Genomic DNA, 23,699 nt, shown 5'->3' with positions numbered 1-23,699 from the left:
CGGGTTTCCGGTCGCCGGGCGGCCCAGCCGAACACCCGGCCGCGGGCCCCGGGGGTCCGGGGCGCCGGCGCTTCCACCACGGCGCGGGCGCCCGGGTCGGTCGACGCGCACAGGGCGTGCGCGGCCGACGCCAGGGTCACGTGGCGGTGCCAGCCCGCGAACGACCGGCCGCTGAAGTCGCGCAGGCCGACCCGCTCGCCGATGTCCACGGCGTCCCGGTCCACCCGGTCGACCAGCTTGCCTAGGCGCAGCAGCTCCGCCGGGGCCGCCGAGTCGCCCAGGTCGGTCAGCCACAGCTGCGCGGGCCACGGGTGGCCCACCAGGCCCGTCCCGATCAGGTGCAGGTCGGTGACCTCGTCCACGCCCCTCTCGGTGGGCAGGCCGACCCGCACGGCGGCCACGAGGTCGGTGCGGGTCGTCGGGATCGGCTCGTGGTCGGTCCAGTTGAGCAGCCGCCGGGCCGACCGCAGCGCGCCGATGAGCTGGTACGCGGGCACCGCGCCGGACGTCAGGCCGGGCAGCCGCACGTCGTCCGTGGTGAGCCGGTGGTTGGTGCCGATGCGGACCAGCCACGGCGTGCCGGCGGCGCGCAGGCGGCGGGCCAGGCGCTCGATGTCCAGGCACCGGGCGTCGAGGACGACCGGACGTGACGGGACACCGGGCCGCGACGCCACCTCCAGGTAGGCCTCCAGCACGCAATCGGTGATGCTCTCCTCCCCCACGCCGTCGGGGATCGACGCGCGGCTGCGCTTGCGCTCGTCCCGCAGCCAGGCGTGCGGCAGGTGCAGCCGCCAGTTCACCGGGCTGCTGACCTCGTCCGACGCGGCCCACACGCCGAGCGCGTGCTGCGCGTTGAGGGCCTGGCCGAGGGTGGGGCAGAACCGCCTGCCGACGCCCACGGAGTCGTTGCCCGCCTTGGGTATCACCATCGGGCGCACCACCCACGCCTGCGGTGGCATCGCCCTGACGGTGTAGTCGGTGAGCGCCTCGCGGACCGGGGCCCAGTCCCAGGTCGAGTCGCTGATGAAGTGGTGCAGGCTCTGCTCGGTGGCGTGACCGCCGACCGCCGCGGCGATGTTGCGCATGGATTTGCGCCCCGGTGCGGTGAGCAGGCCGTAGAGGTACGACATTCCCTTCCGGCGTTGATCGCTGCGGAACATGGATGTGAACAGCCCGCTGCACAGCTCGTCCAGCACATCGCGGTGCAGGTCGAGGCGCGGCGACAAGGCTACGCTCACGTACCTTCCCCCAAACCATCGCATTCGATGGAGACACTCGTCGAGTGGTCCCACCGAGTGTTGCCCGACAGGGGCCGCCGTGGAAGGTGGTCGGCACACCACCCCTCACGTCGAAACTGTTGGTGACCGCACCTCAACCGCCCTCACCTGCGGCGACACCGCCAGGACCGACATTGTGGACGTTGCCGGATTCCGGTCGGGTTGGAAAGTCCCGCCGGTGTCCCGCCAAAGCCCCGTCGAAGTCCCGCCAAAGGCCGGCGCGTCACCTCGTGTTGCCGCCGAATTCAACCGAATGCCCCGCGACCTGACACCTGACGGCTGATCTGACGTATTCGGGCGGACCCGATGGACTCGGGCGGCTTTCCTTTGCCGGGCCGCGCTCCGGCCGGCCACGATCGCGGTAGCCATCGCATTCGTGCGCGGTGGACGGCGAACGGGAGAAGCCCAGTGGAGCAGGAGCTGCGGGACATCATCCCGCACCAGGCGCCGCAACAGCCGCAGTGGCCCGACTCGACGCGGATCGCGCGGGTCCGCCGGGACCTGGCGACCCGTCCCGCGCTGGTCGGCGTCGACGACGTGCGGACGCTGAGGACGTTGCTGGCGCGGGTCGCGGCCGGTGAGGCGCACGTGATCCAGGCAGGCGACTGCGCGGAGGACCCGGCCGAGTGCACGGTCGGGTACGTGGCGCGCAAGGCCGCGCTGCTCGACGTGCTGGCCGGGACGATGAAGCTGAACACGCACAAGCCCGTGCTGCGGGCGGGACGGCTCGCCGGGCAGTTCGCGAAGCCCCGGTCGGAGCCGACCGAGGTCGTCGGCGGCGTCGAGCTGCCGGTCTACCGGGGGCACATGGTGAACAGCCCCGAACCCGACCCGGAGCGCCGCAGGCCCGACCCGCGACGGCTGCTGTCGGGTTACCTCGCGGCCCGCGAGGTCATGGTCAACCTCGGGTGGCCGAGCGGTGGCGCGACGGCCATCGACGCGCCCGTGTGGACGAGCCACGAGGCGCTGCTGCTGGACTACGAGCTGCCGATGGTGCGGCGCACGCCGTCCGGCGACCTGGTGCTCACCTCGACGCACTGGCCGTGGATCGGCGAGCGGACCCGGCAGCCGGACGGCGGGCACGTCGCCCTGCTGGCCCGCGTGGTGAACCCGGTGGCGTGCAAGGTCGGGCCGAAGACCACCGTCGAGGACCTGCTGGCGCTGTGCCGGAAGCTCGACCCGAACCGGGAGCCGGGCAGGCTGACCCTGATCTCCCGCATGGGCGCGGAGGCCGTGGAGGAACGGCTGCCGGTGCTCGTCGCGGCCGTGCGGGCGGCCGGGCACCCGGTCATCTGGCTGTGCGACCCCATGCACGGCAACACGGTGCGGTCGCCGTCCGGGCTGAAGACCAGGGTGGTGGAGACCGTCCTGCACGAGATCCGCGCCGCGCAGCGGGCGATCACCGAGGGCGGTGGCGTGGCGGGCGGCCTGCACCTGGAGACCGCGACCGACGACGTGACGGAGTGCGCGACGCACCCGGGCGACCTCGGCCACGTCGGCGACAAGTACACGACGTTCTGCGACCCGCGCCTCAACCCCGCCCAGGCGGTGTCGGTGGTCGCGGCGTGGACCGGATGAGCGCGGAGGACGTGATGCGAGACCGGATAGCCCTGGTCACGGGCGCCGCCGGCGGGATCGGCGCGGCGGTGGCCCGCACCCTCGCCGCACGCGGCGCCACCGTGGCCGCCGTGGACCGCGACCCCGCGCGGTTGGCCGAGGCGGTCGACAAGCTCGTCGCCGAAGGGCTGGCCGTCACCGGCTACACCGCCGACGTCACCGACCACGCCGAGGTCGACGCGCTGGTGGACCGGGTCGAGCGCGAGACCGGCCCGGTGGACTCCCTGGTCAACGTGGCGGGCGTGCTGCGGCTCGGCGGCGCCCTCGAACTGTCCCAGGAGGACTGGGCGGGCACGTTCGCGGTCAACGCCACCGGCGTGTTCAACGTGTCCCGCGCGGTGGTGGGCCGGATGGTGCCGCGCCGCCGCGGCGCGGTGGTCACGGTCGCCTCCAACGCGGCGAGCACGGCCCGGGTGGCGATGGCGGCGTACGCGGCGTCCAAGGCGGCGGCCACGATGTTCACCAAGGTCCTCGGGCTGGAGGTCGCGCGGCACGGCATCCGCTGCAACGTCGTGGCGCCCGGCTCGACCGACACCCCGATGCTCACCTCGATGTGGCACGACGAGGCCGACCGGACCGCGACCCTCGCGGGCAACCCCGGCGCGTTCCGGGTCGGCATCCCCCTGGGTCGGGTCGCGAGCCCCGAGGACGTCGCCGAGGCGGTCGCGTTCCTGCTCTCCGACCAGGCCCGGCACATCACCATGCACGACCTGACCGTCGACGGCGGCGCCACCCTCGGCGTCTAGGCGACACCTCTGGAGGAGCTCCATGCCAGGCATCCCGCCCATCGAACCGTACTCGATGCCGACACCGGAATCGTTGCCGCGCAACGAGGTCCAGTGGACGGTGACACCCGAGCGCGCGGTCCTGCTCGTGCACGACATGCAGTCCTTCTTCCTGCGCCCCTTCGACGTGGTGCCGGAGTTCCGCGACGAACTGGTGGACAACATCGCCGCGCTGCTGCGGTGGAGCCGGTCGCACGGCGTGCAGGTCGCCTACACGGCCCAGCCGGGCGACATGACGCCCGAGCAGCGCGGTCTGCTGCGCGACTTCTGGGGGCCCGGCATGCGGGTCGACCCGGCGGACCGCGCGATCGTGCCCCGGCTCGCCCCCGAGCCGCGGGACTGGCAGTTCACGAAGTGGCGCTACAGCGCGTTCTTCCGCTCGGACCTGGCGCGGCGGATGGCCGACGCCGGTCGTGACCAGCTGATCCTGTGCGGTGTCTACGCGCACGTCGGCGTGCAGGCCACCGCGGTCGACGCGTTCAGCAACGACATCGCGCCGTTCGTGGTGTCGGACGCGCTCGGCGACTTCGACGAGCGCCACCACCGCAACGCGCTGGAGTACGTGGCGCAGCGGTGCGCGGCCGTCGTGCGGACGGACGCGGTGCTGGCCTGCGTGCCCGCCGAAGCCCGGCTGGGCGTCCGATGAGCGCTCTCGACGCCGTGCTCGGCACGTCGCCGCCGCCGTTCGCCCTGCTGCACCGGCCGCACGTCGCCGGTGACGCCCTGGAAGTGCTGCTGGGCACGGTGTCCGAACCCGCGCTGCTCGCCGACGTCGAGCTTCCCGAGGACGGCCGGTCGCCGGCGGAGACGCTGGTGCTGGTGCCGTTCCGGCAGATCGCGGAACGCGGGTTCGCGGCGGTGGACGACGGCGAGCCGCTGCTCGCGCTGTCCGTGACGGCACGGGAGGTGCTGCCCTTGGAGGACACCCTCGACCGCATCCCCGACGTGCCGATCCGGTTGTCGGACGGGCACTTCGACATCGCCGACGACCGGTACGCCGACCTGGTGCGCCGGGTGGTCGCGGACGAGATCGGCACCGGCGAGGGCGCGAACTTCGTCATCCAGCGCTCGTTCGTCGCGGACGTCCGGGACTACTCCCCCGCCGCCGCGCTGGCGTTCTTCCGCCGGCTGGTGCGCCGGGAGACCGGCACGTACTGGACGTTCATCGTGCACACCGGCGAGCGGACGTTCGTCGGCGCGAGCCCCGAGCGGCACATCAGCCTGGCCGGCGGCGAGGCCGTGATGAACCCCATCAGCGGCACCTACCGCTACCCGGCGTCCGGGCCGTCGCTGCCCGACGTGATGCGGTTCCTGGCCGACCGCAAGGAGTCCGACGAGCTGTACATGGTCGTGGACGAGGAGCTGAAGATGATGAGCCGGGTGTGCGACGGGGGCGCCCGCGTCACCGGGCCGCGGCTGAAGGAGATGGCCCGCCTCGCGCACACCGAGTACTTCATCGAGGGCCGCAGCTCGCTCGACCCCCGCGACATCCTGCGCGAGACGCTGCTCGCGCCGACCGTCACCGGCAGCCCGCTGGAGAGCGCGTGCCGCGTGATCCGCCGGCACGAGCCCGTCGGCCGCGGCTACTACAGCGGGGTGATCGCGCTGCTCGGCCACGACGAGCACGGCGGTCACGCGCTCGACTCGGCGATCCTCATCCGGACCGCCGACATCTCCCGCGGCGGGCGACTGCGGATCGGCGTGGGCGCCACCCTCGTCCGCCACTCCGACCCGGACAGCGAGGTCGCGGAGACCAGGGCGAAGGCCGCCGGACTGCTGGCCGCGCTGGAGTCGTCGGACACGACGCGGTTCGGCGACCACCCGAGCGTGCGCGAGGCGTTGCGCGACCGGAACACCCCCATCGCCGGCTTCTGGCTGGCCGAACCCGGCGCGCGGGAGCGGCCGGTGCCCGCGCTGGCGGGGTTGCGGGCGCTGGTGGTGGACGCGGAGGACACGTTCACGTCGATGCTGGCCCACATCCTGCGCTCGCTGGGGCTGGTGGTGACCGTGGCGCGGTACGACGAGGAGTACGCGTTCGACGGGCACGACGTCGTGGTGCTCGGCCCCGGTCCGGGCGACCCGCGCGACGACGCGCACCCGAAGATCGCGCACCTCGGCGCGGCGGTGGACGCGTTGCTGGAGGAGCGGCGGCCGTTCCTCGCGGTGTGCCTGAGCCACCAGGTGCTCAGCCGCAGGCTCGGGTTCGGGATCGCGCGGCGGGACGTGCCGAACCAGGGCGTGCAGAAGGAGATCTCCCTGTTCGGCGTCCCGGAGCACGTCGGCTTCTACAACACGTTCTCGGCCCGGAGCACCCATGACAAGGTCGACTGCGCCGGTGTCGGGGTGGTCGAGGTGAGCAAGGAGGGCGTGGACGGCGCGCCGGGCGAGGTGCACGCGCTGCGGGGACCGCACTTCGCGTCGGTGCAGTTCCACGCCGAGTCGGTGCTCACGAGGGACGGCGAACGGATCATCGGCGCCCTGCTGGTCGAGGCGCTGAACCTGTGAGGGGTGTGGCATGACGAGGGTTCTCATCGCCGGCGGCGGCATCGGCGGCCTGGCGACGGCGCTGGCCGTCGCGACGCGCGGGCACCGGGTGACGGTGCTGGAACGGCGCGGCGAGTTCACCGAGCTGGGCGCGGGCATCCAGCTCGCGCCCAACGCGTTCCACGCGCTGGACGTGCTGGGCGTGGGCCAGGCCGTGCGGGACCGGGCGGTGTTCGTGGACGAGCTGAGGTTCATGGACGGCACCACGGACCGGACGGTGGCCGCGATGGCGCTCACCGACGACTACCGGGCCCGGTTCGGCAACCCGTACGCGGTCGTGCACCGCACCGACCTGTACCAGCCGTTGCTGGAGGAGTGCCGGCGGACGCCCGGCGTCGAGCTGCGGGTCGACAGCCCGGTGGCGCGGTACGAGCAGGACGGCGACGAGGTCGTCGCCGTGCTCGACTCCGGCGCGCGGGTGACCGGGCACGTGCTGGTCGGCGCGGACGGCATCCGGTCCACCGTGCGCGGCCAGCTGGTGGGCGACGGCGAGCCGAAGGTCTCCGGGCACACCATCTACCGCTCGGTGATCCCGATGGAACGGGTGCCGGAGGACCTGCGCTGGAACGTGGTGACGTTGTGGGCGGGGCCGAAGTGGCACTTCGTGCACTACCCCATCGGCGGCGGGAAGTACCTGAACCTGGCGGCGACCCGCGACGACGGCGCCACCGAGGTCGTCGTGGGCCGCCCCGCCGCGACCGAGCACGTCCGCGGGCAGTTCGCGCGCATGGGCGCCCGCGCGCGGCGGCTGCTGGAGCTGGGCGAGGACTGGCGGACGTGGGTGCTGTGCGACCGCGACCCGGTCGACGAGTGGGTCGACGGGCGGGTCGTGCTGCTCGGCGACGCCGCGCACCCGATGCTCCAGTACGCGGCGCAGGGCGCGTGCATGGCGTTGGAGGACGCCGTGCTGCTGGGCGACCTGCTCGACTGCGGGCCGTCCGACGTGCCCGAGCGGTTGGCCCGGTTCCGCGACGAGCGCCGTGACCGGACCGCCCGCGCCCAGCTGGTGGCGAGGTTCATGGGCGAGCGGCTCTACCACCCGGCCGGCGAGGACGCCGAGGCGCGCAACGCCCTGCTGTCCGGCATGTCGCAGGAAGAGCTGCAGGACGCCGTCGCCTGGCTGCACGGCGCCCGCCGCTTCGACGCCCTGGCGTCACCGGGCGCCTGACCGCGGGCACGACGACGAACGCCCGGCCGGGACGATCCGGCCGGGCGTTGTCGCGCGTGCTCGATCAGCCGCGGATGACGGTCTTGCTGCGCATCAGGAACTCGCCGAGGAACCCGTCGTGCGGCACGCCCGGCTCCAACCAGTACGTCGGGTGGTCGCCGAGGTAGACGTTGCTGATGGTCGGCTCGTCCAGCAGCCGGTCCACCAGGGCGTGGTCGTTCGTCATCGCCGTCAGCACCAGGGTTCCGCGCAGCGGCGCGGTGCCGTCCTCGGGTGACCAGGGCGCGACCCAGACGCACGGGAACGGCAGCTCCACGCCCAGGCGGCGGTCGTCCGCCGAGTCGAGCTGGTGCACGGCGGGCCGCAGCACGGTGCTGCCGTCGCCCAGCTCGTCGAGGATGCCGTCACCGCCCAGCCACGCCTTCGACTCCCGCGCCTGCGCCCGCAGGTACCGCTCCACCGCGCGGGCCGACTCGGCGTTCTGCACGGGCAACACCGCGCGGTCGTCCTCCGGCGGCAGGCTCGGCAGCCCCGCCAGCCGCTCGGCGATCGCCGCCGCCAAGGGCGCCGGGTCGCCCTCCACCAGCACCCCGGTGGTGTTCAGGCACGCCACCCCGCCGTGGAAGCTGATCGAGTCGACGATCGTGTCGAGGTGCTCGCGCCAGTCCGTGTCCGCGGTGATCAGGATCTTCGACCGGCCCGGCCCCTGCGGCAGCACCGTGGCGTCGCCGGAGTACTTGCGGACCACGTCGTCACCGCCGTAGACCAGCCCGAGGTCCGCGCCGGCGAGGATCGCGTCCGCGCCCGCGTGGTCGGTCGGCAGCAGGACCACCCGGTCGGGCCCGAACCCGGCCGCCCGCAACGCGCTGACCAGCCGGTGCGGCGTGAACGGCTCGCGCCGGGACGGCCGCACGGCCACGTGGTAGCCCAGCGCCAACGCCTCCAGCCACAACGCGTGCGGCGCGGGGTGGTTGCCCGCCGCGTGCACCGCGAACACGTCGCCGCGCCGAGTCCACACGCCGTGCCCCTCGCGGGTGACCGGGTCCAGCCAGTCGCTGACCGCGCCGCTGGGACGTGCGCCGTACGCGCTGGGGCGGGCCTGCTCGGCCGCGTCGGCGATCTCGCTCGCCGCCCGCCGCACGATGGAGATCGGCACGCCCGACACCCGGCTGACCGCCCGTTCGTAGTCCTCGAACGACAGGCCCTCCACGACGTCGCCGAGGAAGATCCGCGCCGCCTCGGCGAGCGCGGTGGTCCGGTCCTCCACCGAGAGCTTCGGCGCCTTGCGCAGCGCGGCCAGCGCGCGGTCGACGTAGAGCCGGGGCACCATGCTCAGCTCGGCGAACGGCTCGCCGCGCACGTCCGGCACGACCACCCGGTTGCGGGCCCGGTAAGGACCGGACGGCCCGAGGGCGTCCAGTGCGACCGGCGCCATCAGTACACCCCCTCGATGACCACTTCGTCGTCGAACACCTTGACCGGCGCGATGTCGGCCACCGAGTCGCCGACCTGGCCGTCGACGCCCGCGATGCGGGTGCCGTAGTCGCGTTCGAGGTTGTTCGGCAGGAACAGGCTCTTGCTGACGTGGTGCATGACGAGCCGGCCGCGTTCGCCGATGCCGACCGGTTCCCCGGTGTCCTCGTCCACCACCTCCAGCGACATGTACGGCGAGAACGGGTCGTAGACGCACGGGTCGTCGTCGGTCAGCCCGGGCCGCTCGCACGTGTGGCCCAGCAGCATGGTGTTGCCGAAACCGCTGACCAGCACGGTGTCCGGGAAGACCTCGGTCCGGTAGAGGTGGCGGGTGTCGGCGTCCATCTGGGTGCCGACCCACATGATCGCCTTGACCTTCTTGCGCACCAGGGCGACCAGGTCGTCCCGCCGGGCCAGGCGTTCCAGCACCGGCGGCGTCAGCAGCAGCACGCCGATGTCCTGCGACTCCAACGGGTGCGCGAGCTGGTCGACCAGGTGCTCGGTGTACGCGCCCGCCTCGGCGGACCGCCCGTCGGCGAGGAGCTTCTTGACCCACCGCGGGTCGATGTCGATGGTGAACGGCCACCCGCCGCGCGCCACCGTCTGCCGCGCGAACGTCTCGCCGACCATGTGCGGGCCGGTCGGCACGACCTGCAGCCAGTCCACGCCGCGCGGCACGCCGTGCCGGTCCAGCTGCGCGCTGCTCCACGCGAGCATCCGGTCGGTCCACTCGCGCAGCAGCACCACCCGCTTGGGCGCGCCGGTCGTGCCGCCGCTGTCGTAGACGCCGACGATGTCGGGGTCCGGCCCGTAGCCGCGCGGCACCAGGTCCCGCGCCGGCACGTCGCGCAGCGCGTTCGCCAGGTTGGGGAACCGGCGGAGGTCCGCGTAGCCGCGGATGTCCTCGACCGGGTCGAAGTCGAACGAGCGGGCCCGCTCCACCCAGAACGGCGCGCCGGTCTCCGGGGAGAAGTGCCAGCGCAGCGCGGCCCGCAGGAACTCCTCGGGGTCGGGCCGGGTGTCGAAGGGCAGGTCCAGGACGGGGTCGGCGACGGTCGCCATCAGCTCACTTCCTGTCGGGATCGGCCGGAGTCGCGGTGGATGTCGAGGTCGCGGAGGTCGTCGTCGGTGAGCCGGATGGTCGCCGCGAGCGTGTTCTCCTCGAGGTGCCGGCGCGACGACGTGCCGGGGATGCACGCGATCGCGGGCGAGCGGGCCAGCAGCCACGCCAGCGACACCTGGTGCACGGTGGCGTCGTGGCGGCGGGCCACGGTCGCCAGCGCGTCGTCGCGGACCGGGGTGGCCAGCGGCACCTTCGCGTCCGCGCCGGGGTCGCGGTCGTGCTGGAGGGTGAACGTCGCCAGCGGGAAGAACGGCATGTAGGCGATGCCGTTCGCGGCGCACGTGTCCACCAGGTCGTCGTCGCGGCGACGCAGCACGTTGTACTCGTTCTGCACGCACGCGATCGGCACGATCGAGCGCGCCTCCTCGAACTGCGCGGCGCTGACGTTGCTGACGCCGATGTGCCGGACCAGGCCCTGCTCGCGCAGCTCGGCCAGCGTCTCCACCTGCGGCGCGATCGAGTCGGACGGCGTCAGGCCGCCCGCCTCCTCGACGATCCGCAGGTTCACCACGTCGAGCCGGTCGCGCTTGAGCCGGCTCAGGTTGTCGTGCACGGCCTGGCGCAGCTCGGCCGGCGACAGCGCCGACGGCCACGCCCGGTCGGGCGTGCGGCGGGCGCCGACCTTGGTGACGAGCACCAGGTCGTCCGGGTACGGGTGCAGCGCCTCGACGATCAGCTCGTTCACCACGTGGGGGCCGTAGTAGTCGCTGGTGTCGATGTGGTTCACGCCCAGCTCGACGGCGCGGCGCAGCACCGAGACCGCCTCCGCCCGGTCCGCGGGCGGGCCCCAGACGCCGGGCCCGGCGAGTTGCATGGCGCCGTACCCCATCCGCCGGATGCGCAGGTCGCCGCCGAGGGTCAGCTCGCCGGCCGCGGCGGCGGGCAGTGCGGTGTCCGCGTTATTCATGAGGCACCTTTCCTGCGGTCGCGGGTCAGTTCATCTCGGGTTCGAGCCAATCCTGTCCCGCATCCACGCGCAATGCACCGGGCACGAATGTGTCACCTGCTTCGGAAACCCGCACCGGACCAGCGGAAACCGCGTCGTGGGCGACCTGACATATTCACCGGCCGACTCCTTGGCCGCCTTCCCGCGGTCAGGTACGAACGGACCTACCGGAAACATCTTCGATCCGGAGGGGGCGCATGAGTTTTCTCGGCCAGAACGACGACCGGGTGGTCTACGTGGGGCCGGGCGAGGGCCCGAGCAGGTGGGCGTTCGGCGACCGCTACACGATCAAGGCCGGCGAGCACAACACCGGCAAGATGCTGTACCTCATGGAGGCCGTGGTGCCGCCCGGAGGTGGTCCTCCGCCGCACGTGCACCACTGGGAGGAAGAGTCGTTCTACGTCCTGGAAGGCGTCGTGGAGATCCGCGACAAGGGCGGTGAGCGCGAAGTGCCGGCCGGCGGTTTCATCTACGTCCCGCGCGGCACGCTGCACAGTTTCACGAATGTCGGCGACACCCCGGCGAAAATGCTCATCCTGCTCACGCCGGGCGGCAAGGACAGGTTCTTCAACCAGGCCGGCGTGCCCGCCGTGGAAGGCGACGAGCCGCCACCGGAGAGCCAACGGCTGGCCGATGTCGAACTCGGTCTGCGGATCGGTCCGCAGTTCGGCGACGAATACATCATCCCGTGAAGTCGATCAGCGATTCCGGCGACCAGAGAGGCGCACAGCGCGAGATGAACCACGAAAGCGGACGGATCAGCAGGCGGCGCTTGCTGGCGGGCACGGGCGCGATCGGCGTGGCCGCGGCCGCGGCGTCGCCCGGACTGGCCGGCGCCGCGCCCAGCGCCGAGGCGACCGACGTGGCGGCGCGGACCTTCGCGCCCGTGACGATCGGCCCGGCCGACCCCCGCTACGCCGACCTCGTCGTCGGCCTCGAACGGCGCTGGGTGGCCGCACCGGACTCGGTCCGCGTCGTGTCGACGCCCCAGCAGTCGCTGCTGGTCGTGCAGGAGGCGGTGACCGCGCGCAAGCGGCTGACCGTGCGCGGCGGCGGCCACTGCTACGAGGACTTCGTGTTCAACCCCGAGGTCGACATCGTGCTCGACCAGTCGGAGATGACGTCGGTCTACTACGACGCGCGGTACAACGCGTTCGCCGTCGAGGCGGGCGCGACGCTGCTGGACGTGTACGAGCTGCTGTTCAAGACCTGGGGCGTGACCATCCCGGCGGGCCAGTGCTACTCGGTCGGCGTCGGCGGCCACGTGGCGGGCGGCGGCTGGGGCTTGTTGTGCCGCAAGGAAGGGCTCGTGGTCGACCACCTGTACGCGGTGGAGGTCGTGGTCGTCGACGCGACCGGCCGGGCCCGGCTGGTGGTGGCGACGCGCGAGGCGGACGACCCCAACCGCGACCTGTGGTGGGCGCACACCGGCGGTGGCGGCGGCACGTTCGGCGTGGTGACCCGCTACCTGTTCCGCTCGCCGTCGGCCCGGTCCACGAACCCGGCCGAGATCCTGCCCAAGCCGCCGAAGGAGGTCCTGCTCAGCGCCATCGCGTGGTCGTGGGACGGGCTGACCGAGGCCACGTTCGCCACGCTGGTGCGCAACTTCGCCGACTGGCACGTGGCCAACGCCGCGCCCGGCGGGCCGTACGCGGGGCTGTGCAGCTTCCTCAACCTCAACCACCGGGCCACCGGCGAGATCAGCCTGTTCACCTCGATGAACGTCGACCGGGCGGACAGCGAGGACCTGCTGGCCCGGTTCATCGCCGACGTGACGCGCGGCGTCGACCTGCCGCACGGCGCCGTCACCCGGCCGTCGGGCGAGCACGGCCCGCTGCCCCAGTTCGTCGAGCCGAAGCGGTGGAGCTGGCTCACCGCCACGCGGTACCTGGGCACCATCCACCCGCGCCTGGTCGACCCGACGCTGCGCGGCGACCACAAGTCGGCGTACCACCGCAAGGGGTTCACCGACTCGCAGATCGCCCTGCTGTACCGGCACCTGTCCGGCGGCGACGGGTTCTCGAACCCCTTCGCCCAGGCGGTGCTCAGCTCGTACGGCGGCCAGGTCAACGCGGTCGGCCGCACCGACACCGCGCTGGTGCACCGCGACAGCGCGTTCAAGGTGCTCTACCAGTCGGGCTGGACGGAGGTTGCCGACGACGACGCCAACGTGGCGTGGCTGCGCCGCTTCTACGAGGAGGTGTACGGCGGGACCGGCAAGGTGCCCGTGTCGAACGCGCAGACGTCCGGCTGCTTCGTGAACTACTGCGACGCCGACATCAGCGAGGCGGCGCACAACACCTCGGGCGTCCCGTGGCACACGCTGTACTGGGGCGAGAACTACCCGAGGCTCCAGCGGGTGAAGGCGAAGTACGACCCGACGGACTTCTTCCGGCACCGCCAGTCCGTCCGCCTTCCCTGAGCCCGACGCACCGAGCACCACGGCCAGAGCTTCACGGCCTGAGCTTCAAGTCTGGGCTTCACGGCCAGAGCTTCACGGCGTGGTCTTCACGGCCTGAACAGAACGACGACGGGCGCCCGCGGCGGCGCGGGCGCCCGTCGTCGCTCAGGAGGGTTCGCCGAACCACCGCCGCAGTGCCGCGGCCAGCCGGTGGTGGTCGGAGTCCATCCCCGTGCCGCTCCACGCGATGTAGCCGTCCGGGCGGACCAGCAACGTCGGCGCGGCCAGCGTGTCGTCACAGCTCGCGGTGACCACGTCGACGCGGTCGGACCAGCGGGACGCGACCTCGCGCAGCCGCTCCCGGTCGGCCAGGTCGATCAGCACCGGCCGCCCGGCGCGCAGCAGCTCGGCGAGGCTGTTGACCTCGGTGCCGACCTTGAGCCTCAGGTCCGGCGCGAACAGGCCGCCCAGCGGGTCGTCCGGGTGGGCGGTGTCGTACCGCACGTCCACGCCGGTGATCATGCCCGCGAGGAAGTCGTTGACCTGCGGCAGGTCCATCAGCTCCACGAAGAGCTCGCGCAGCGAGTCGATCCGCGGGTCGGGCAGCATCAGGCCGACCTGCGCGCGCACGTTGTAGAGCACCCGTGCGGCCACCGGACGCCGTTCCGCGTCGTAGGTGTCCAGCAGGCCGGGCGGCGCCCAGCCGCCGACCTGCGCGGCGAGCTTCCAGCCGAGGTTCACCGCGTCCTGGAGGCCCAGGTTGACGCCCTGGCCGCCGGCCGGGAAGTGCACGTGCGCCGCGTCGCCCGCGACGAACACCCGGCCACGCCGGTAGGTCTCGGCCTGCAGCGCCGCGTCGGTGAACCGGGTGAGCCAGCGCGGCTGGTCCATCGGCACCCGGAACCCCGCGATGCGCTCGACCTCCGCGCTCAGCTCGTCCAGCGTCACCGGCGCGGACCGGTCGGGGTGCGGCGCCCGGAAGTCGTACGTGCACACCCGGCTGTGGCCGAACGGGTTGGTCCAGAACAGCGTCCAGCCGCGGTGGTTGCGCTGCCAGCCGACCGGCGCGCCCATCGGGTCCAGCAGCCGGACGTCGCCCATCAGCGCGGACACCGTGCCCGGCGTGCCGACGAACGCGATGTCGGCGAGCCTGCGGACGGCGCTGCGGGCGCCGTCGCAGCCGACCACCCAGTCCGCCGTGACGGTGCGGGTGGCGCCGCTCTCGGAGCGGACCTCCAGCACGACGTGGTCGCCGCGGTCGTCCAGCCCGACGACCTCGCTGTCGCGCTCGATCCGGGCGCCCAGCGCGGTGGCGCGGTCGGCGAACACCTGCTCGGCGTAGGCCTGCGGGCTGCCGACGATCGCCGGGCCCTCGTCCACGACCCGCGAGATGTCGAGGTTGAACAGGCCGGCGAAGTGGAAGGTCACCGGGCCGGCGCGGCGGGCCGACGCCCGCGGTCCGGGCTGCACGGCGTCGAGCAGGCCGCGCCGGTGCAGGGTCTCGGCCGTGCGGGCGTGCAGGGTGCCCGCCTTGGACTCTCCGGTGGGCCGCGGCAGCTTCTCCAGCACGACGGTCCGCACGCCGTGCATCGCGAGCTCCACCGCGAGCAGCATCCCGACCGGGCCGCCGCCCGAGATGGCGACGTCGTAGTCGGTCATGGCCGGCCGCCCGCGGGTCGGGGCGGACGTGCGGCGCGGCGCACGTGGTCCGGGGTCATCGTGGTCCTCCAGGGTCGTTCGTCGCGACCGCCGGGGTCGGGCGCGACCACCGCCGCGCCCGACACCGGCACGTCACCGGTTCCGCTCACTGCTGCCGCGACGGCACGGCGTCCGGCTCGGCCTGCGCGACACCGGCCCGCGCGACCTGCTTCGGCAGCGTCAGCGCGATGACCGCGCCCGCCAGCGCGGCGATCCCGGTGATGTAGAAGGCGAGCTGGATGCCGTCGGACACGGCCACCCGCAGCGCGTCGCCGGACAGGCCGCGGGTGCCCGCGTTGGCGATCGCCACGAAGATGGCGAGGCCGACCGCGTAGCCGGTCTGCTGGGTCGTCGACGCCATGCCGGAGGCGATGCCCTGCTCGTCCTGCGCGACACCGGCCGCCGCCGCGATCCACATGGCGGTCCACGCGATGCCCTGGCCGACGCCCATCACGACGAGTCCCGGCACGACGCCCCAGTACGAGCCGTCGGCGACGATCCCGAACCCGAGGACGACGGTGCCGACGCCGCCCACCACGAAACCGGTGAGCAGGCTGGGCCGGGTGCCGCTGCGGCTGGTCATCCGCTCGCCGACCTGGGTGCCGACGGCGATCGCCACCGCCTGGGTGAGGAACGCGGCGCCGGTGACGAGCGCCGTGTAGCCGAACACGTCCTGGAAGAACACCGTGAGGAAGTACGGCAGGGTGCCGAAGGTGCCCATGAACGTGAAGGTGATCGCCATGGCGGTCACCAGGCTGCGGTTGCCGAACAGCCGCAGCGGCATCAGCGGGTCGGCGGTCTTCGACTCGATCACCGTGAACGCCACCAGCAGCAGCACGCCGAGCACGGCGCAGATGACGATCGGCGCGGCGAACCACCCCGACTCGGGGCCCTGCACGAGGACGAACACGATCAGCGTGACACCGGCCGTCACGGTCAGGGCGCCCGGCAGGTCGAACGTCCGCTTGCCCGCGGGCCGCGCCTTGTCGGCCGGGATGAGGAAGAGGGCGCTCAGCGCGATCGCCGCGGCCAGCGGCACGTTGACGAAGAACACCGAGGCCCAGCCGAACGCGCCGGTCAGCACGCCGCCGAGCAGCGAGCCCAGGGTGAGGCCGCTGGCGCCCGCGCCGCCCCAGATGGCCAGCGCCCGGTTGCGCGAGCGGCCTTCCTCGAACAGCGTGTTGACCAACGACAGCGTGGTCGGGAAGAGCAGCGCGCCGCCGAGGCCCTGCACCGCGCGCACGATGATGATCGTCAGCGGGTCACCGGCGAAGCCGCCGAGCAGCGACGAGAACCCGTAGAGGGCCAGCGCCACCATGAACATGCGGCGCTTGCCGAAGAGGTCCGCCGCCCGGCCGCCGAGGAGCAGGAAGCCACCGAAGGCGACCGCGTAGGCGCTGACGACCCACTGCAGGTTCTGCGCGGAGAACCCCAGCTCGGTGCCCATCTCCGGCATCGCGACGAACACGATGTAGATGTCCAGCGACACGATGAGCTGGGCGAACGCCAGGGGCGCGATGGCCCAGCCGAGGCGGCCCGCCGTTCCGGGCGGTGCCGATGGGGTGGAGGACATGAGGGTCGCGGCCTTTCGTCGTCGGGATTGTTCGACTGTACGACTATCCTTGTACAATCGTATGGTCAGCACAACCCGGTCGGTCACCACCCCCCGATCGGCCCATCCCGCCCCGCGCCGAGACCGGCCGGGCACACCGACAGCTGGGTTAATGTGAGGACATGGATGCGCGACACCCATCGCGGGACGAGATCCGGCTGCAGGACGTCTTCGCCGCACTGGGCAACCCGGTGCGGCTCGAGATGGTGCGCATCCTCGCGGCGGGCGGTGAGCAGCGGTGCGGCGGCGTGCTGAGCGACATGTCCAAGTCCACGCTCACCCACCACTGGCGGGTGCTGCGGGAGGGCGGGATCATCCGCCAGCGGCCGGTCGGCCGCGAGCTGCTGGTGTCGCTGAGGCGCGAGGACCTGGACGCCCGATTCCCCGGCCTGCTCGACGTCGTGCTGAACTCGGTGATGAACGGCGCGCCGGTGCACGCCGCCGCCTTTGGTCCGATCGACTGAACGCCATTCCGAAATCCGCGCGAACCGCGCTGAACCCCCAGCACCCCGCCGAAAGCGCTAGCAAAATCAAGGGTGACGCGCCACTCACCCGACCAGGCGTCCACATGTCGGTACCGCGGCCTCCCCGAACCACTACGGAACGCCATCTGCGCTGGTCAGGGCGATGTACCGCCACCGACCGGTCCTTGATCGAACTTCGTTGACGATTCCCATTCAACTGCCCTATGTTGGCATGTATTGTCGGGTCGACAGTCGTTCCTCGACTCGTCCCCGACCCTGCGGACAATGTCCGATGATGAGATCCGGTTGGGGGACTGGTCTGATGGTGTCGCGATTAACCGGCCGCAGCACGGGCGCATTGGACGTGCTCGAACTGCTGGCGAACGAAGCGCCGATGAGCCAAGTGGACGACCTCGTCCGGCGCGCCCGCGACGGCGGGGCGCCCCCGGAAGCGGTGGACGAGCTGCTGGCCGCCCGCGCCCTGGCCCAGGAGGTGCGGGAGCTGTTCGGGCGGCGCCGGCGCCGTGAGGCCGGGCTGTCGTCGCTGCTCGACATCGCCCGCGAGCTGATCCTGTCCGACGACCTCAACGCGCTGCTGTCGATCATCCCGCGCCGGGCGCGGCTGCTCGTCGGCGCCGACGCGGCGTACCTCACGCACTACGACCGGGCGCTCGGCCACGGCCGGCTGCACACCGCGGACGGCCTGGTGGTGCGGCTCGCCGACCCGCCGGACGACCGCCCGTCCGGTCCACTGTGGACGGGTCCGGTGTGGACGCCCGACATCGACGCCGGCGACGCGCCCCGGCTACCGCCGGAGCTGGCCCGGATGATGGCCGCGGACGGCGTCCACGCCCTGGTCGCCGCGTCGATGCACGGCTGGGATCACCCGTTCGGCACCTTGTACGTGGCCGACCGCGGCGTTCGCCACTTCTCCCCCGACGAGGTCTCCCTGCTCACCTCGCTGGCCGCCCTGGTGGCCGTGGCCGTCGAGCAGGCGCAGCGCGTCGACCGCGCCACCGCCGCCGCGACGCACCTCCAGCAGCGGCTGGACCAGGCCACCGACGAGGCCGCCGCGCTGGACGACGTGCAGCGCGTCCAGAGCACGTTGACCGCCCTGGTGCTGCGCGGGGCGGACCTGGCCACGCTCACCGGCGCGGCGGCCGAGGCGCTGCAGGGAGCGCTGCTCGTCCTCGACCCGGCCGAACGGGTGATCGCGGCCACCTGCCCCACCCAGCTGCCGGCGGGCCTCGACGTGCGGACCGGCCTGCTCGACGCCCACACCGACGGCGTGCCGCGCCGGCTGGCCGAGGACACGTGGATCGCGCCGATCACCGTCGACGACAGGGCGCACGGCGGGCTGGTCCTGCGCCGCCGCGCGCCGCTCGACGACGCCGGCGTCCGACTGCTGCGCGCGGTGGCGCAGAACGTCGCGCTCGTCCGGATGCTGGAGTCCAGCGCCGTCACGGCCGAGGGCCACGTCCGCGAGGAACTGCTCGACGACCTGCTCATCCCCACCCAGCGCTCACCGCGCCGGCTCACCGAACGCGCCCGCAGGCTCTCCCTCGACCTGTCCCAGCCGCACGTCGTGGTGGTCGCGCGCCCCGAGGGCGGCTCACCCGGGCGCGCGCTGGTGTGGGCGTCGTCGTACGCCTACCGGGCCGGCGGCCTGGCCAAGTCCCAGGAGGGCTGCGTCGTGCTGCTGCTGCCCGGCGAGGACGCGGGCGCCGTCGGCACGGCCGTGTCGGCGGAGCTGTCACCGCTGATCGGGCAACCGGTGTCGGTGGGCGCGGCCGGGCCGACCACGGACCTGGCCGACATCCCGCGCGTGCACCGGGAGGCCGTGCGGTGCCTCGACGTGCTGACGCTGCTCGACACGCCGGGCCGCGTCGCGTCGCCGCGCGAGCTGGGCTTCCTCGGCGTGCTGCTGTCCGACGACCACGACGTGGACGGGTTCGTGGACTCCACGCTCGGGCCGGTCGTCAACTACGACCGCGAGCACTACACCGAGCTGACCCGGACGCTGGAGGCCTACGTCGAGTCCGGCGGAAGTCCCACGTACGCGGCGGAAACCCTGTACGTGCACCCGAACACGGTCTCGCGGCGGCTGACCCGGATCGCCGCGCTGCTCGGCGCGGACTGGCAGACGCCGTCCCGGTCGATGGAGATCCAGTTGGCGCTGAAGCTGCGCCGGACCCGCAAGACCCTCCTCGGAGGCGATTAGCGGCCGCACCTTGGTCCATTGTGGACGGTAAGCGCGGCGGTGGGCCGAACACGACTCGGCGCACCGGAGCCAGGCCTGTGTCGCCTGTGCTCCGGTGCCCCGACCGATTCCCCTCCCCCGTCCCCCGACGCGGGGAATCGTTCCCTCCCCAGGGCCTTCGTCAGACGCGGACCGGGGTGGGGGTGGACACCTCCACCACTCCCGGCAACAACGTCGGTGGCAGCCAGACCGAAGACCCGACCACCACACACCCCCACGTTGCCCCGTACCACCCTCGGCCTCACGTCCTGGCCTGCGCCAATGCTCCCCTGGGCGATCACCGGGCACAACGTGGCCACCCGGCCGGCGCGGCGCTCGCTTCCTTGCCGGAACCCGGCAAGGAAGCACGTCACCGAGCCTGATCACGCAGGTCCCGGCCAGCCCAGCAGCCGCGCGCCGAGGACCGCGACCTGGAGGGACAACGCCTGCGCCGGGTCGTCCACGGAGTAGCCGGTCAGCTCCTTGACCCGCTGGAGGCGGTAGGTGACCGTGCGGACGCCGAGGTGCAGGCCGCGTGCGCACGCGGTCGCGTTCTGCCCGCTGGTGAAGAAGGCGGACAACGTGTCGAGCAGCGGCTCCGCCCCGCCCCGCGCGCCGCGCAGGGGCTCCAGCACGACGGACACCAGGTCGGCCAGCGCCGCGCTGTCGCGCAGGAGCACCTGGTAGACGAGCAGGTCCGCGGCCCGGTGCAGGCGGCCCGGCAGGCGCAGGCGTTCGGCGATGTCCAACGCGTACCGGGCCTGCTCGAACGACCGCACGACGCCACCGGGGCCGGACTGGGCGCGGCCGAGCCCCACCAGCCACGGGTCGTCGGCGCCCAGGACCGCGGCGACCTGCCGCGTGAACTCGTCCGGCACGGTCGCCATCGCCTCGGGCGCGACGCACACCAGCAGCCCGTCCTTGGTCGTGACGAGCACGTCCCGCGAGCCGAGCCGCAGGTCCAGCGACGTCTCCACGGCGCGGGCCACCTCGCCGCCGTCGACCACCGGCGACGCGGTGCGGACGGCGGCCACGACGTTGCTGCCCGCGAGCCGCAGCCCGAACCGCTCGGCCCGTTCCGCGAGCTGCCCCAGGTTGCGGCCGTCGAGCAGGTCGTCGACGAACTCCCGGCGGAACGACTCCTCCTGGCGCACCGACCAGCGCTGCGCGCTCTCGTAGCCTTCCGCGACCGCCATCACGGCCGCGTCGGCGGCCTTGAAGACCGCCTCACCGGCCGTGCGGACACCGTCCGCGCCGGAAGCCCGCCGCACGCCCGACAACGACGACCAGGCCAGCCACGTGGCGCTCAGGTGGAGGTCCACCACGCCACGCAGGGACACGCCCTGCACCGCCGCGCGGGCGCCCGCCTCGCGCCGGACCCGCAACCGGTCCGGCCCCGGCTGCCGCCCCGTCACGCTGACCTCGTCGAGGTCGTCGAGGTAGCCCTCCAGCAGGTCCGCGGGCACGCCCTGCGCGTCACGGCTCGCCCGGACGGCGACGTCGGCCAACAGGTCCACCTCGGGCGCGGACGCCGCCCGCTTCTTCCGTGCCATGCGCGAAGTCTCGCAACCGGGCGCGCGGACGCCCACCCGGTGGCCCGTCCGCCCTGCCGGGTGGACGCGGCGTCACGGCGTGGGCGGAGTGGCCTGCTCGCGTGCCCGGCGGATCGCGTCCGACCACGCGGGGGTCGGTTGGACGGTCATCTCCAGGCGGTCGTGGTAGATGTCGTGGCCCTTGCGGTAGTAGGTGTGCGGATCCCAGTGGCCGAGGTCGCCGGCGGGGCGCGGGCCCGACTCGCCGGCGGGGTCCGTCTGCCGCCAGCACGTGTTGCCGGTGACCAGGAGGTCCCAGGCCGCGTACAGCTCCGCGCCGTCCTCCAGCCAGCGGAGCACCAGGCGCCACCCGATGCACTCCGGCAGGTGCGTCACCGGGGCGAGCACGATCCGCGCCGTCCCGCCCGGCTCCAGCGTCAGCGGGACGGGGACCTGCTCGCGGGGGCGTTCACCGTCGGGCAGCAGGGCCTCCACGACCAGCGGGCGGACGCCGGCGCTGAGGTGGACCTCGTAGTGCGGCTTCTCCAGCGGCCTGTTGCCGCCCACCGACTCCTCGGCCGACGTGCGCAGGTCCTCGGTGAGCACCGCCATCGGGCCGGGCGCGGACGCGAACAGCTGCGCGGGGAAGTCGTACGTCAGGAACGACGTGAACACCGCGCGCAAGTCGGTGACGACGACGGGCCCCTTCGCGTCGTTGACCAGCGACAGCACCACGTTGTGTCCGGTGACCGGCACTTCCAGCGTCGTCGGGTTCTCCACCACGCCGGGCGGGATGAGCTGCGAGCACTGGCTCAGCGACTCCAGCACCGCGACCAGGCCGCTCGGGCGGGTGATCATCGCATCGTGCACCTTGTGCTGGGTGGGCGACAGGTGGATGTCGTTGACCGGTCCGGCCACGCCCACCCCCATCGCCTCGGCGAGCTGCTCCAAGAGCGGCTTCTGCGGCTGCCCACCGTGCGGCTGCCCACCGTGCGGCTGCCCGCCCTCCTGCCCCCGGTCCCGCTGGTCACGGCGCCCGAACCACCTGGCCATGTCACATCCCCTCTCAGGGTCGTCGCGCGGTCTGGAACGGCCGGCCGCCGGCGTCGACCGCGACGCTGCCGCTGCGGCCGTCCACGGTCCAGTCGAGGAACAGCCGCCAGCTGACCACGCCGTCGGTGTTGACCACCCGGACGTCGATCACCTCCGGCTCGTCCCGGCTCACCCACAGCGGGAAGTCGTCCTGGCGCGTGAAGGCCTTCAGCACGGGCGCGCCGTCGCTCAGGTCCAGCCGGAACGCCCTGGTCCGGATCGACCCGGCGTGCGGCAGCAACCGACCGCGGGCGGGTTCCCGGCGCACGACCTCCGGCCGCAGCGACCGCAGGACCACCCGGCGTCGGCTGCGGCTCTCCACGACCAGCCGCAGCACGTGGCCGCTCACGGGGATCAGCGAGCCGGTCACGTCGTCACGCGAGTAGTCGACGTCGAGGAACTGCGACGTCACGATCACCGGCTCGCCGTCGGCGGGATCGTCGTCGAGCGGATCATCGTCGGCGTCCACGGCCCGAGAGCGCGCGCGGGAGACCTCCACCCACACCGTGGCCACGACCAGCAGCGCCACGACCGCCCACACCGTCAACGACCACCAGCGCCACGAGACCTCGACGGTGTTCGTCGCGAGGTTCCCGAGCAACGCCAACGCCGGGGCCAACAACACCACCGAGACGGCGGACAACCCGCCGCGACCCCCAGCCACCAGACCGGCTCCCCACCGTCGACGCACCGCCCCCACCCGAGTGTGGCACAACGGGGTTCGCGGCGGCCGTGGCGAGCGGCGACCCGCACGCGGTGGCGTTGAGCCTGGAGGGCCTGGCAGGCGCGGAAACCCTGATGGGGCACCACGAACGGGCCGCGAACCTGCTCGGCGCGGCGGCGGCGCGGGAGAACGCGGGCGCGGCGCTGCCCGAGGGCGAGGCCGGGGACGTCCGGCGGATCACTGCCCGGTGCCGGGCGGCGCTCGGCGACGACGCCTGCCGAGCGGCGCTCGACCGCGGCCGGCGCCTGAGCCCGGAGTGGCGCCGCTACCTCGACCCGGACGCGCCCGACCACCCGCTGACCGACCCGGACCGGTACATCAGCGAGGACAACGTGCCGGCGGTCGGGCGGGTGCCCTGAACGGGCGGACGCCCGGCGCGACGGGCGGGTGACCGGCCACGCGCGGACGGGTTGCCGGCCACCCCGACGCCGACAACCCGTCCCGTCCACACCCGCCCGACCAGGACTCGCCCGACCAGGACTCCCCCGGCAGGACTGCCCGGCTAGGACTTCGCCAACACCGCCACGTCCGTCGCGTACGGCGCCAGGGCCGCGCGCAATGCCTCGGGCACGCGGGTCGGGACCGTGGCCCCGTTCGGACCGCGCATGCACGCGATCCGCTGCCTGCCCCGGGCGATCAGGTGCTCCTCGTCGCCCTTCAGGTGCACGTAGTCGAACGCGAACTGGACCTGCGTCTGGGTCAGGTCCTCCAGCCGCATCCGCACCGACAGCACGTCGAACGCGGTGATCTCGGCGTAGAACTCGCAGTCCACCTTGAGCGTGAACAGCTTCAGGTCCTCGCGCACCTCCGCCAGCACGGCGGGGGCCTTCTCCTGGAGGAACATCTCCCGGCACCGCCCCTGCCAGCGCAGGTAGTTCACGTAGTAGACGTTGCCGACGATGTTGGTCTCCTCGAACCCGACGGTGTGCCGCAGCTCGTAGTAGTCGCTCACCGAATCGCTCCTTGTGCCTTGTGGACACTCGTGTCCGGTTGGTGGAGGACGG

The 23,699-nt window shown here is 73.0% G+C and carries 20 protein-coding genes; 10 read left to right on the top strand and 10 right to left on the bottom strand.

Annotation, left to right across the window (positions count from 1 at the left end; genetic code table 11):
* Window positions 1–1,160, bottom strand: a 1,160-nt coding sequence (locus ACFQ3T_RS12065; protein WP_452603479.1) for an IS701 family transposase, incomplete at its 3' end; no start/stop codon positions are given.
* 525 nt (window positions 1,161–1,685) lie between these two features.
* Between ACFQ3T_RS12065 and ACFQ3T_RS12060 the strand changes: the two genes are divergently transcribed.
* The 5 genes from ACFQ3T_RS12060 to ACFQ3T_RS12040 are packed head-to-tail and all read left to right on the top strand — an operon-like array spanning window position 1,686 to window position 7,391.
* Entirely contained in the window at window positions 1,686–2,855 is a 1,170-nt protein-coding gene (locus ACFQ3T_RS12060) for a 3-deoxy-7-phosphoheptulonate synthase (RefSeq protein ID WP_380723324.1), read from the top strand.
* The gene (locus ACFQ3T_RS12055) at window positions 2,852–3,640 is read left to right on the top strand and encodes a 2,3-dihydro-2,3-dihydroxybenzoate dehydrogenase (RefSeq protein WP_380723326.1); all 789 of its coding nucleotides are present in this window, start codon (window positions 2,852–2,854) and stop codon (window positions 3,638–3,640) included. Before ACFQ3T_RS12060 ends, ACFQ3T_RS12055 begins: the two co-directional genes overlap by 4 nt.
* Before the next feature lie 22 nt (window positions 3,641–3,662).
* Window positions 3,663–4,325: an isochorismatase family protein gene (locus tag ACFQ3T_RS12050; RefSeq protein ID WP_380723323.1), complete on the top strand. Its 663-nt coding sequence runs from the start codon at window positions 3,663–3,665 to the stop codon at window positions 4,323–4,325.
* Window positions 4,322–6,184, top strand: coding sequence for an anthranilate synthase family protein (locus tag ACFQ3T_RS12045; RefSeq protein ID WP_380723322.1), 1,863 nt, complete (start codon window positions 4,322–4,324; stop codon window positions 6,182–6,184). The genes ACFQ3T_RS12050 and ACFQ3T_RS12045 overlap by 4 nt, the downstream gene beginning before the upstream one ends.
* A gap of 10 nt (window positions 6,185–6,194) precedes the next feature.
* Entirely contained in the window at window positions 6,195–7,391 is a 1,197-nt protein-coding gene (locus ACFQ3T_RS12040) for a 3-hydroxybenzoate 6-monooxygenase (RefSeq protein WP_380723321.1), read from the top strand.
* Window positions 7,392–7,455: 64 nt separating this feature from the next.
* Here ACFQ3T_RS12040 and ACFQ3T_RS12035 read toward each other — a convergent pair whose 3' ends face one another.
* The 3 genes from ACFQ3T_RS12035 to ACFQ3T_RS12025 are packed head-to-tail and all read right to left on the bottom strand — an operon-like array spanning window position 7,456 to window position 10,894.
* A complete protein-coding gene (locus ACFQ3T_RS12035; RefSeq protein ID WP_380723320.1) occupies window positions 7,456–8,826 on the bottom strand; it encodes an aldehyde dehydrogenase family protein in 1,371 nt (456 codons plus the stop codon).
* Window positions 8,826–9,926 carry a phenazine antibiotic biosynthesis protein gene (locus ACFQ3T_RS12030; protein ID WP_380723319.1) on the bottom strand — a complete coding sequence of 367 codons (1,101 nt, stop codon included), beginning with the start codon at window positions 9,924–9,926 and terminating at the stop codon, window positions 8,826–8,828. The genes ACFQ3T_RS12035 and ACFQ3T_RS12030 overlap by 1 nt, the downstream gene beginning before the upstream one ends.
* Window positions 9,926–10,894, bottom strand: coding sequence for an oxidoreductase (locus ACFQ3T_RS12025; protein WP_380723318.1), 969 nt, complete (start codon window positions 10,892–10,894; stop codon window positions 9,926–9,928). Before ACFQ3T_RS12025 ends, ACFQ3T_RS12030 begins: the two co-directional genes overlap by 1 nt.
* Before the next feature lie 236 nt (window positions 10,895–11,130).
* On the opposite strand from ACFQ3T_RS12025, the gene ACFQ3T_RS12020 reads away from it, so the two are divergent.
* Both ACFQ3T_RS12020 and ACFQ3T_RS12015 read left to right on the top strand, forming a co-directional pair.
* The gene (locus ACFQ3T_RS12020) at window positions 11,131–11,625 is read left to right on the top strand and encodes a cupin domain-containing protein (protein ID WP_380723317.1); all 495 of its coding nucleotides are present in this window, start codon (window positions 11,131–11,133) and stop codon (window positions 11,623–11,625) included.
* A gap of 44 nt (window positions 11,626–11,669) precedes the next feature.
* Window positions 11,670–13,355 carry a BBE domain-containing protein gene (locus tag ACFQ3T_RS12015; RefSeq protein ID WP_380723316.1) on the top strand — a complete coding sequence of 562 codons (1,686 nt, stop codon included), beginning with the start codon at window positions 11,670–11,672 and terminating at the stop codon, window positions 13,353–13,355.
* Between the two features lie 144 nt (window positions 13,356–13,499).
* On the opposite strand, the gene ACFQ3T_RS12010 is transcribed toward ACFQ3T_RS12015, so the two are convergent.
* On the bottom strand, window positions 13,500–14,993 hold the full coding sequence (locus ACFQ3T_RS12010; protein WP_380723315.1) for an FAD-dependent monooxygenase: 1,494 nt from the start codon (window positions 14,991–14,993) through the stop codon (window positions 13,500–13,502).
* Between the two features lie 145 nt (window positions 14,994–15,138).
* Window positions 15,139–16,605, bottom strand: coding sequence for an MFS transporter (locus ACFQ3T_RS12005; RefSeq protein WP_380723314.1), 1,467 nt, complete (start codon window positions 16,603–16,605; stop codon window positions 15,139–15,141).
* 161 nt (window positions 16,606–16,766) lie between these two features.
* Here ACFQ3T_RS12005 and ACFQ3T_RS12000 point away from each other — a divergent pair, with 161 nt between their 5' ends.
* The gene (locus ACFQ3T_RS12000; protein ID WP_380723313.1) at window positions 16,767–17,108 is read left to right on the top strand and encodes an ArsR/SmtB family transcription factor; all 342 of its coding nucleotides are present in this window, start codon (window positions 16,767–16,769) and stop codon (window positions 17,106–17,108) included.
* Window positions 17,109–17,430: 322 nt separating this feature from the next.
* The gene (locus ACFQ3T_RS11995; RefSeq protein ID WP_380723312.1) at window positions 17,431–19,329 is read left to right on the top strand and encodes a helix-turn-helix domain-containing protein; all 1,899 of its coding nucleotides are present in this window, start codon (window positions 17,431–17,433) and stop codon (window positions 19,327–19,329) included.
* 401 nt (window positions 19,330–19,730) lie between these two features.
* On the opposite strand, the gene ACFQ3T_RS11990 is transcribed toward ACFQ3T_RS11995, so the two are convergent.
* The 3 genes from ACFQ3T_RS11990 to ACFQ3T_RS11980 form a co-directional block, all read right to left on the bottom strand.
* Window positions 19,731–20,900: a PucR family transcriptional regulator gene (locus ACFQ3T_RS11990; RefSeq protein WP_380723311.1), complete on the bottom strand. Its 1,170-nt coding sequence runs from the start codon at window positions 20,898–20,900 to the stop codon at window positions 19,731–19,733.
* A gap of 72 nt (window positions 20,901–20,972) precedes the next feature.
* Window positions 20,973–21,932 carry a hypothetical protein gene (locus tag ACFQ3T_RS11985; protein ID WP_380723310.1) on the bottom strand — a complete coding sequence of 320 codons (960 nt, stop codon included), beginning with the start codon at window positions 21,930–21,932 and terminating at the stop codon, window positions 20,973–20,975.
* Window positions 21,933–21,945: 13 nt separating this feature from the next.
* Window positions 21,946–22,635: a hypothetical protein gene (locus ACFQ3T_RS11980; RefSeq protein WP_380723309.1), complete on the bottom strand. Its 690-nt coding sequence runs from the start codon at window positions 22,633–22,635 to the stop codon at window positions 21,946–21,948.
* Window positions 22,636–22,703: 68 nt separating this feature from the next.
* Between ACFQ3T_RS11980 and ACFQ3T_RS11975 the strand changes: the two genes are divergently transcribed.
* On the top strand, window positions 22,704–23,054 hold the full coding sequence (locus tag ACFQ3T_RS11975; RefSeq protein WP_380723308.1) for a hypothetical protein: 351 nt from the start codon (window positions 22,704–22,706) through the stop codon (window positions 23,052–23,054).
* A 143-nt stretch (window positions 23,055–23,197) separates the two neighbouring features.
* Here ACFQ3T_RS11975 and ACFQ3T_RS11970 read toward each other — a convergent pair whose 3' ends face one another.
* Window positions 23,198–23,647, bottom strand: a complete 450-nt coding sequence (locus ACFQ3T_RS11970) for an acyl-CoA thioesterase (RefSeq protein WP_380723307.1) — start codon at window positions 23,645–23,647, stop codon at window positions 23,198–23,200.
* Window positions 23,648–23,699: the final 52 nt, after the last annotated feature.

This window comes from Saccharothrix hoggarensis (genome assembly GCF_042678885.1).
Lineage (GTDB): Bacteria > Actinomycetota > Actinomycetes > Mycobacteriales > Pseudonocardiaceae > Actinosynnema > Actinosynnema hoggarensis.
Note: the sequence above shows the minus strand (reverse complement) of the source record. Positions and strands in the feature narration are given on the sequence as shown.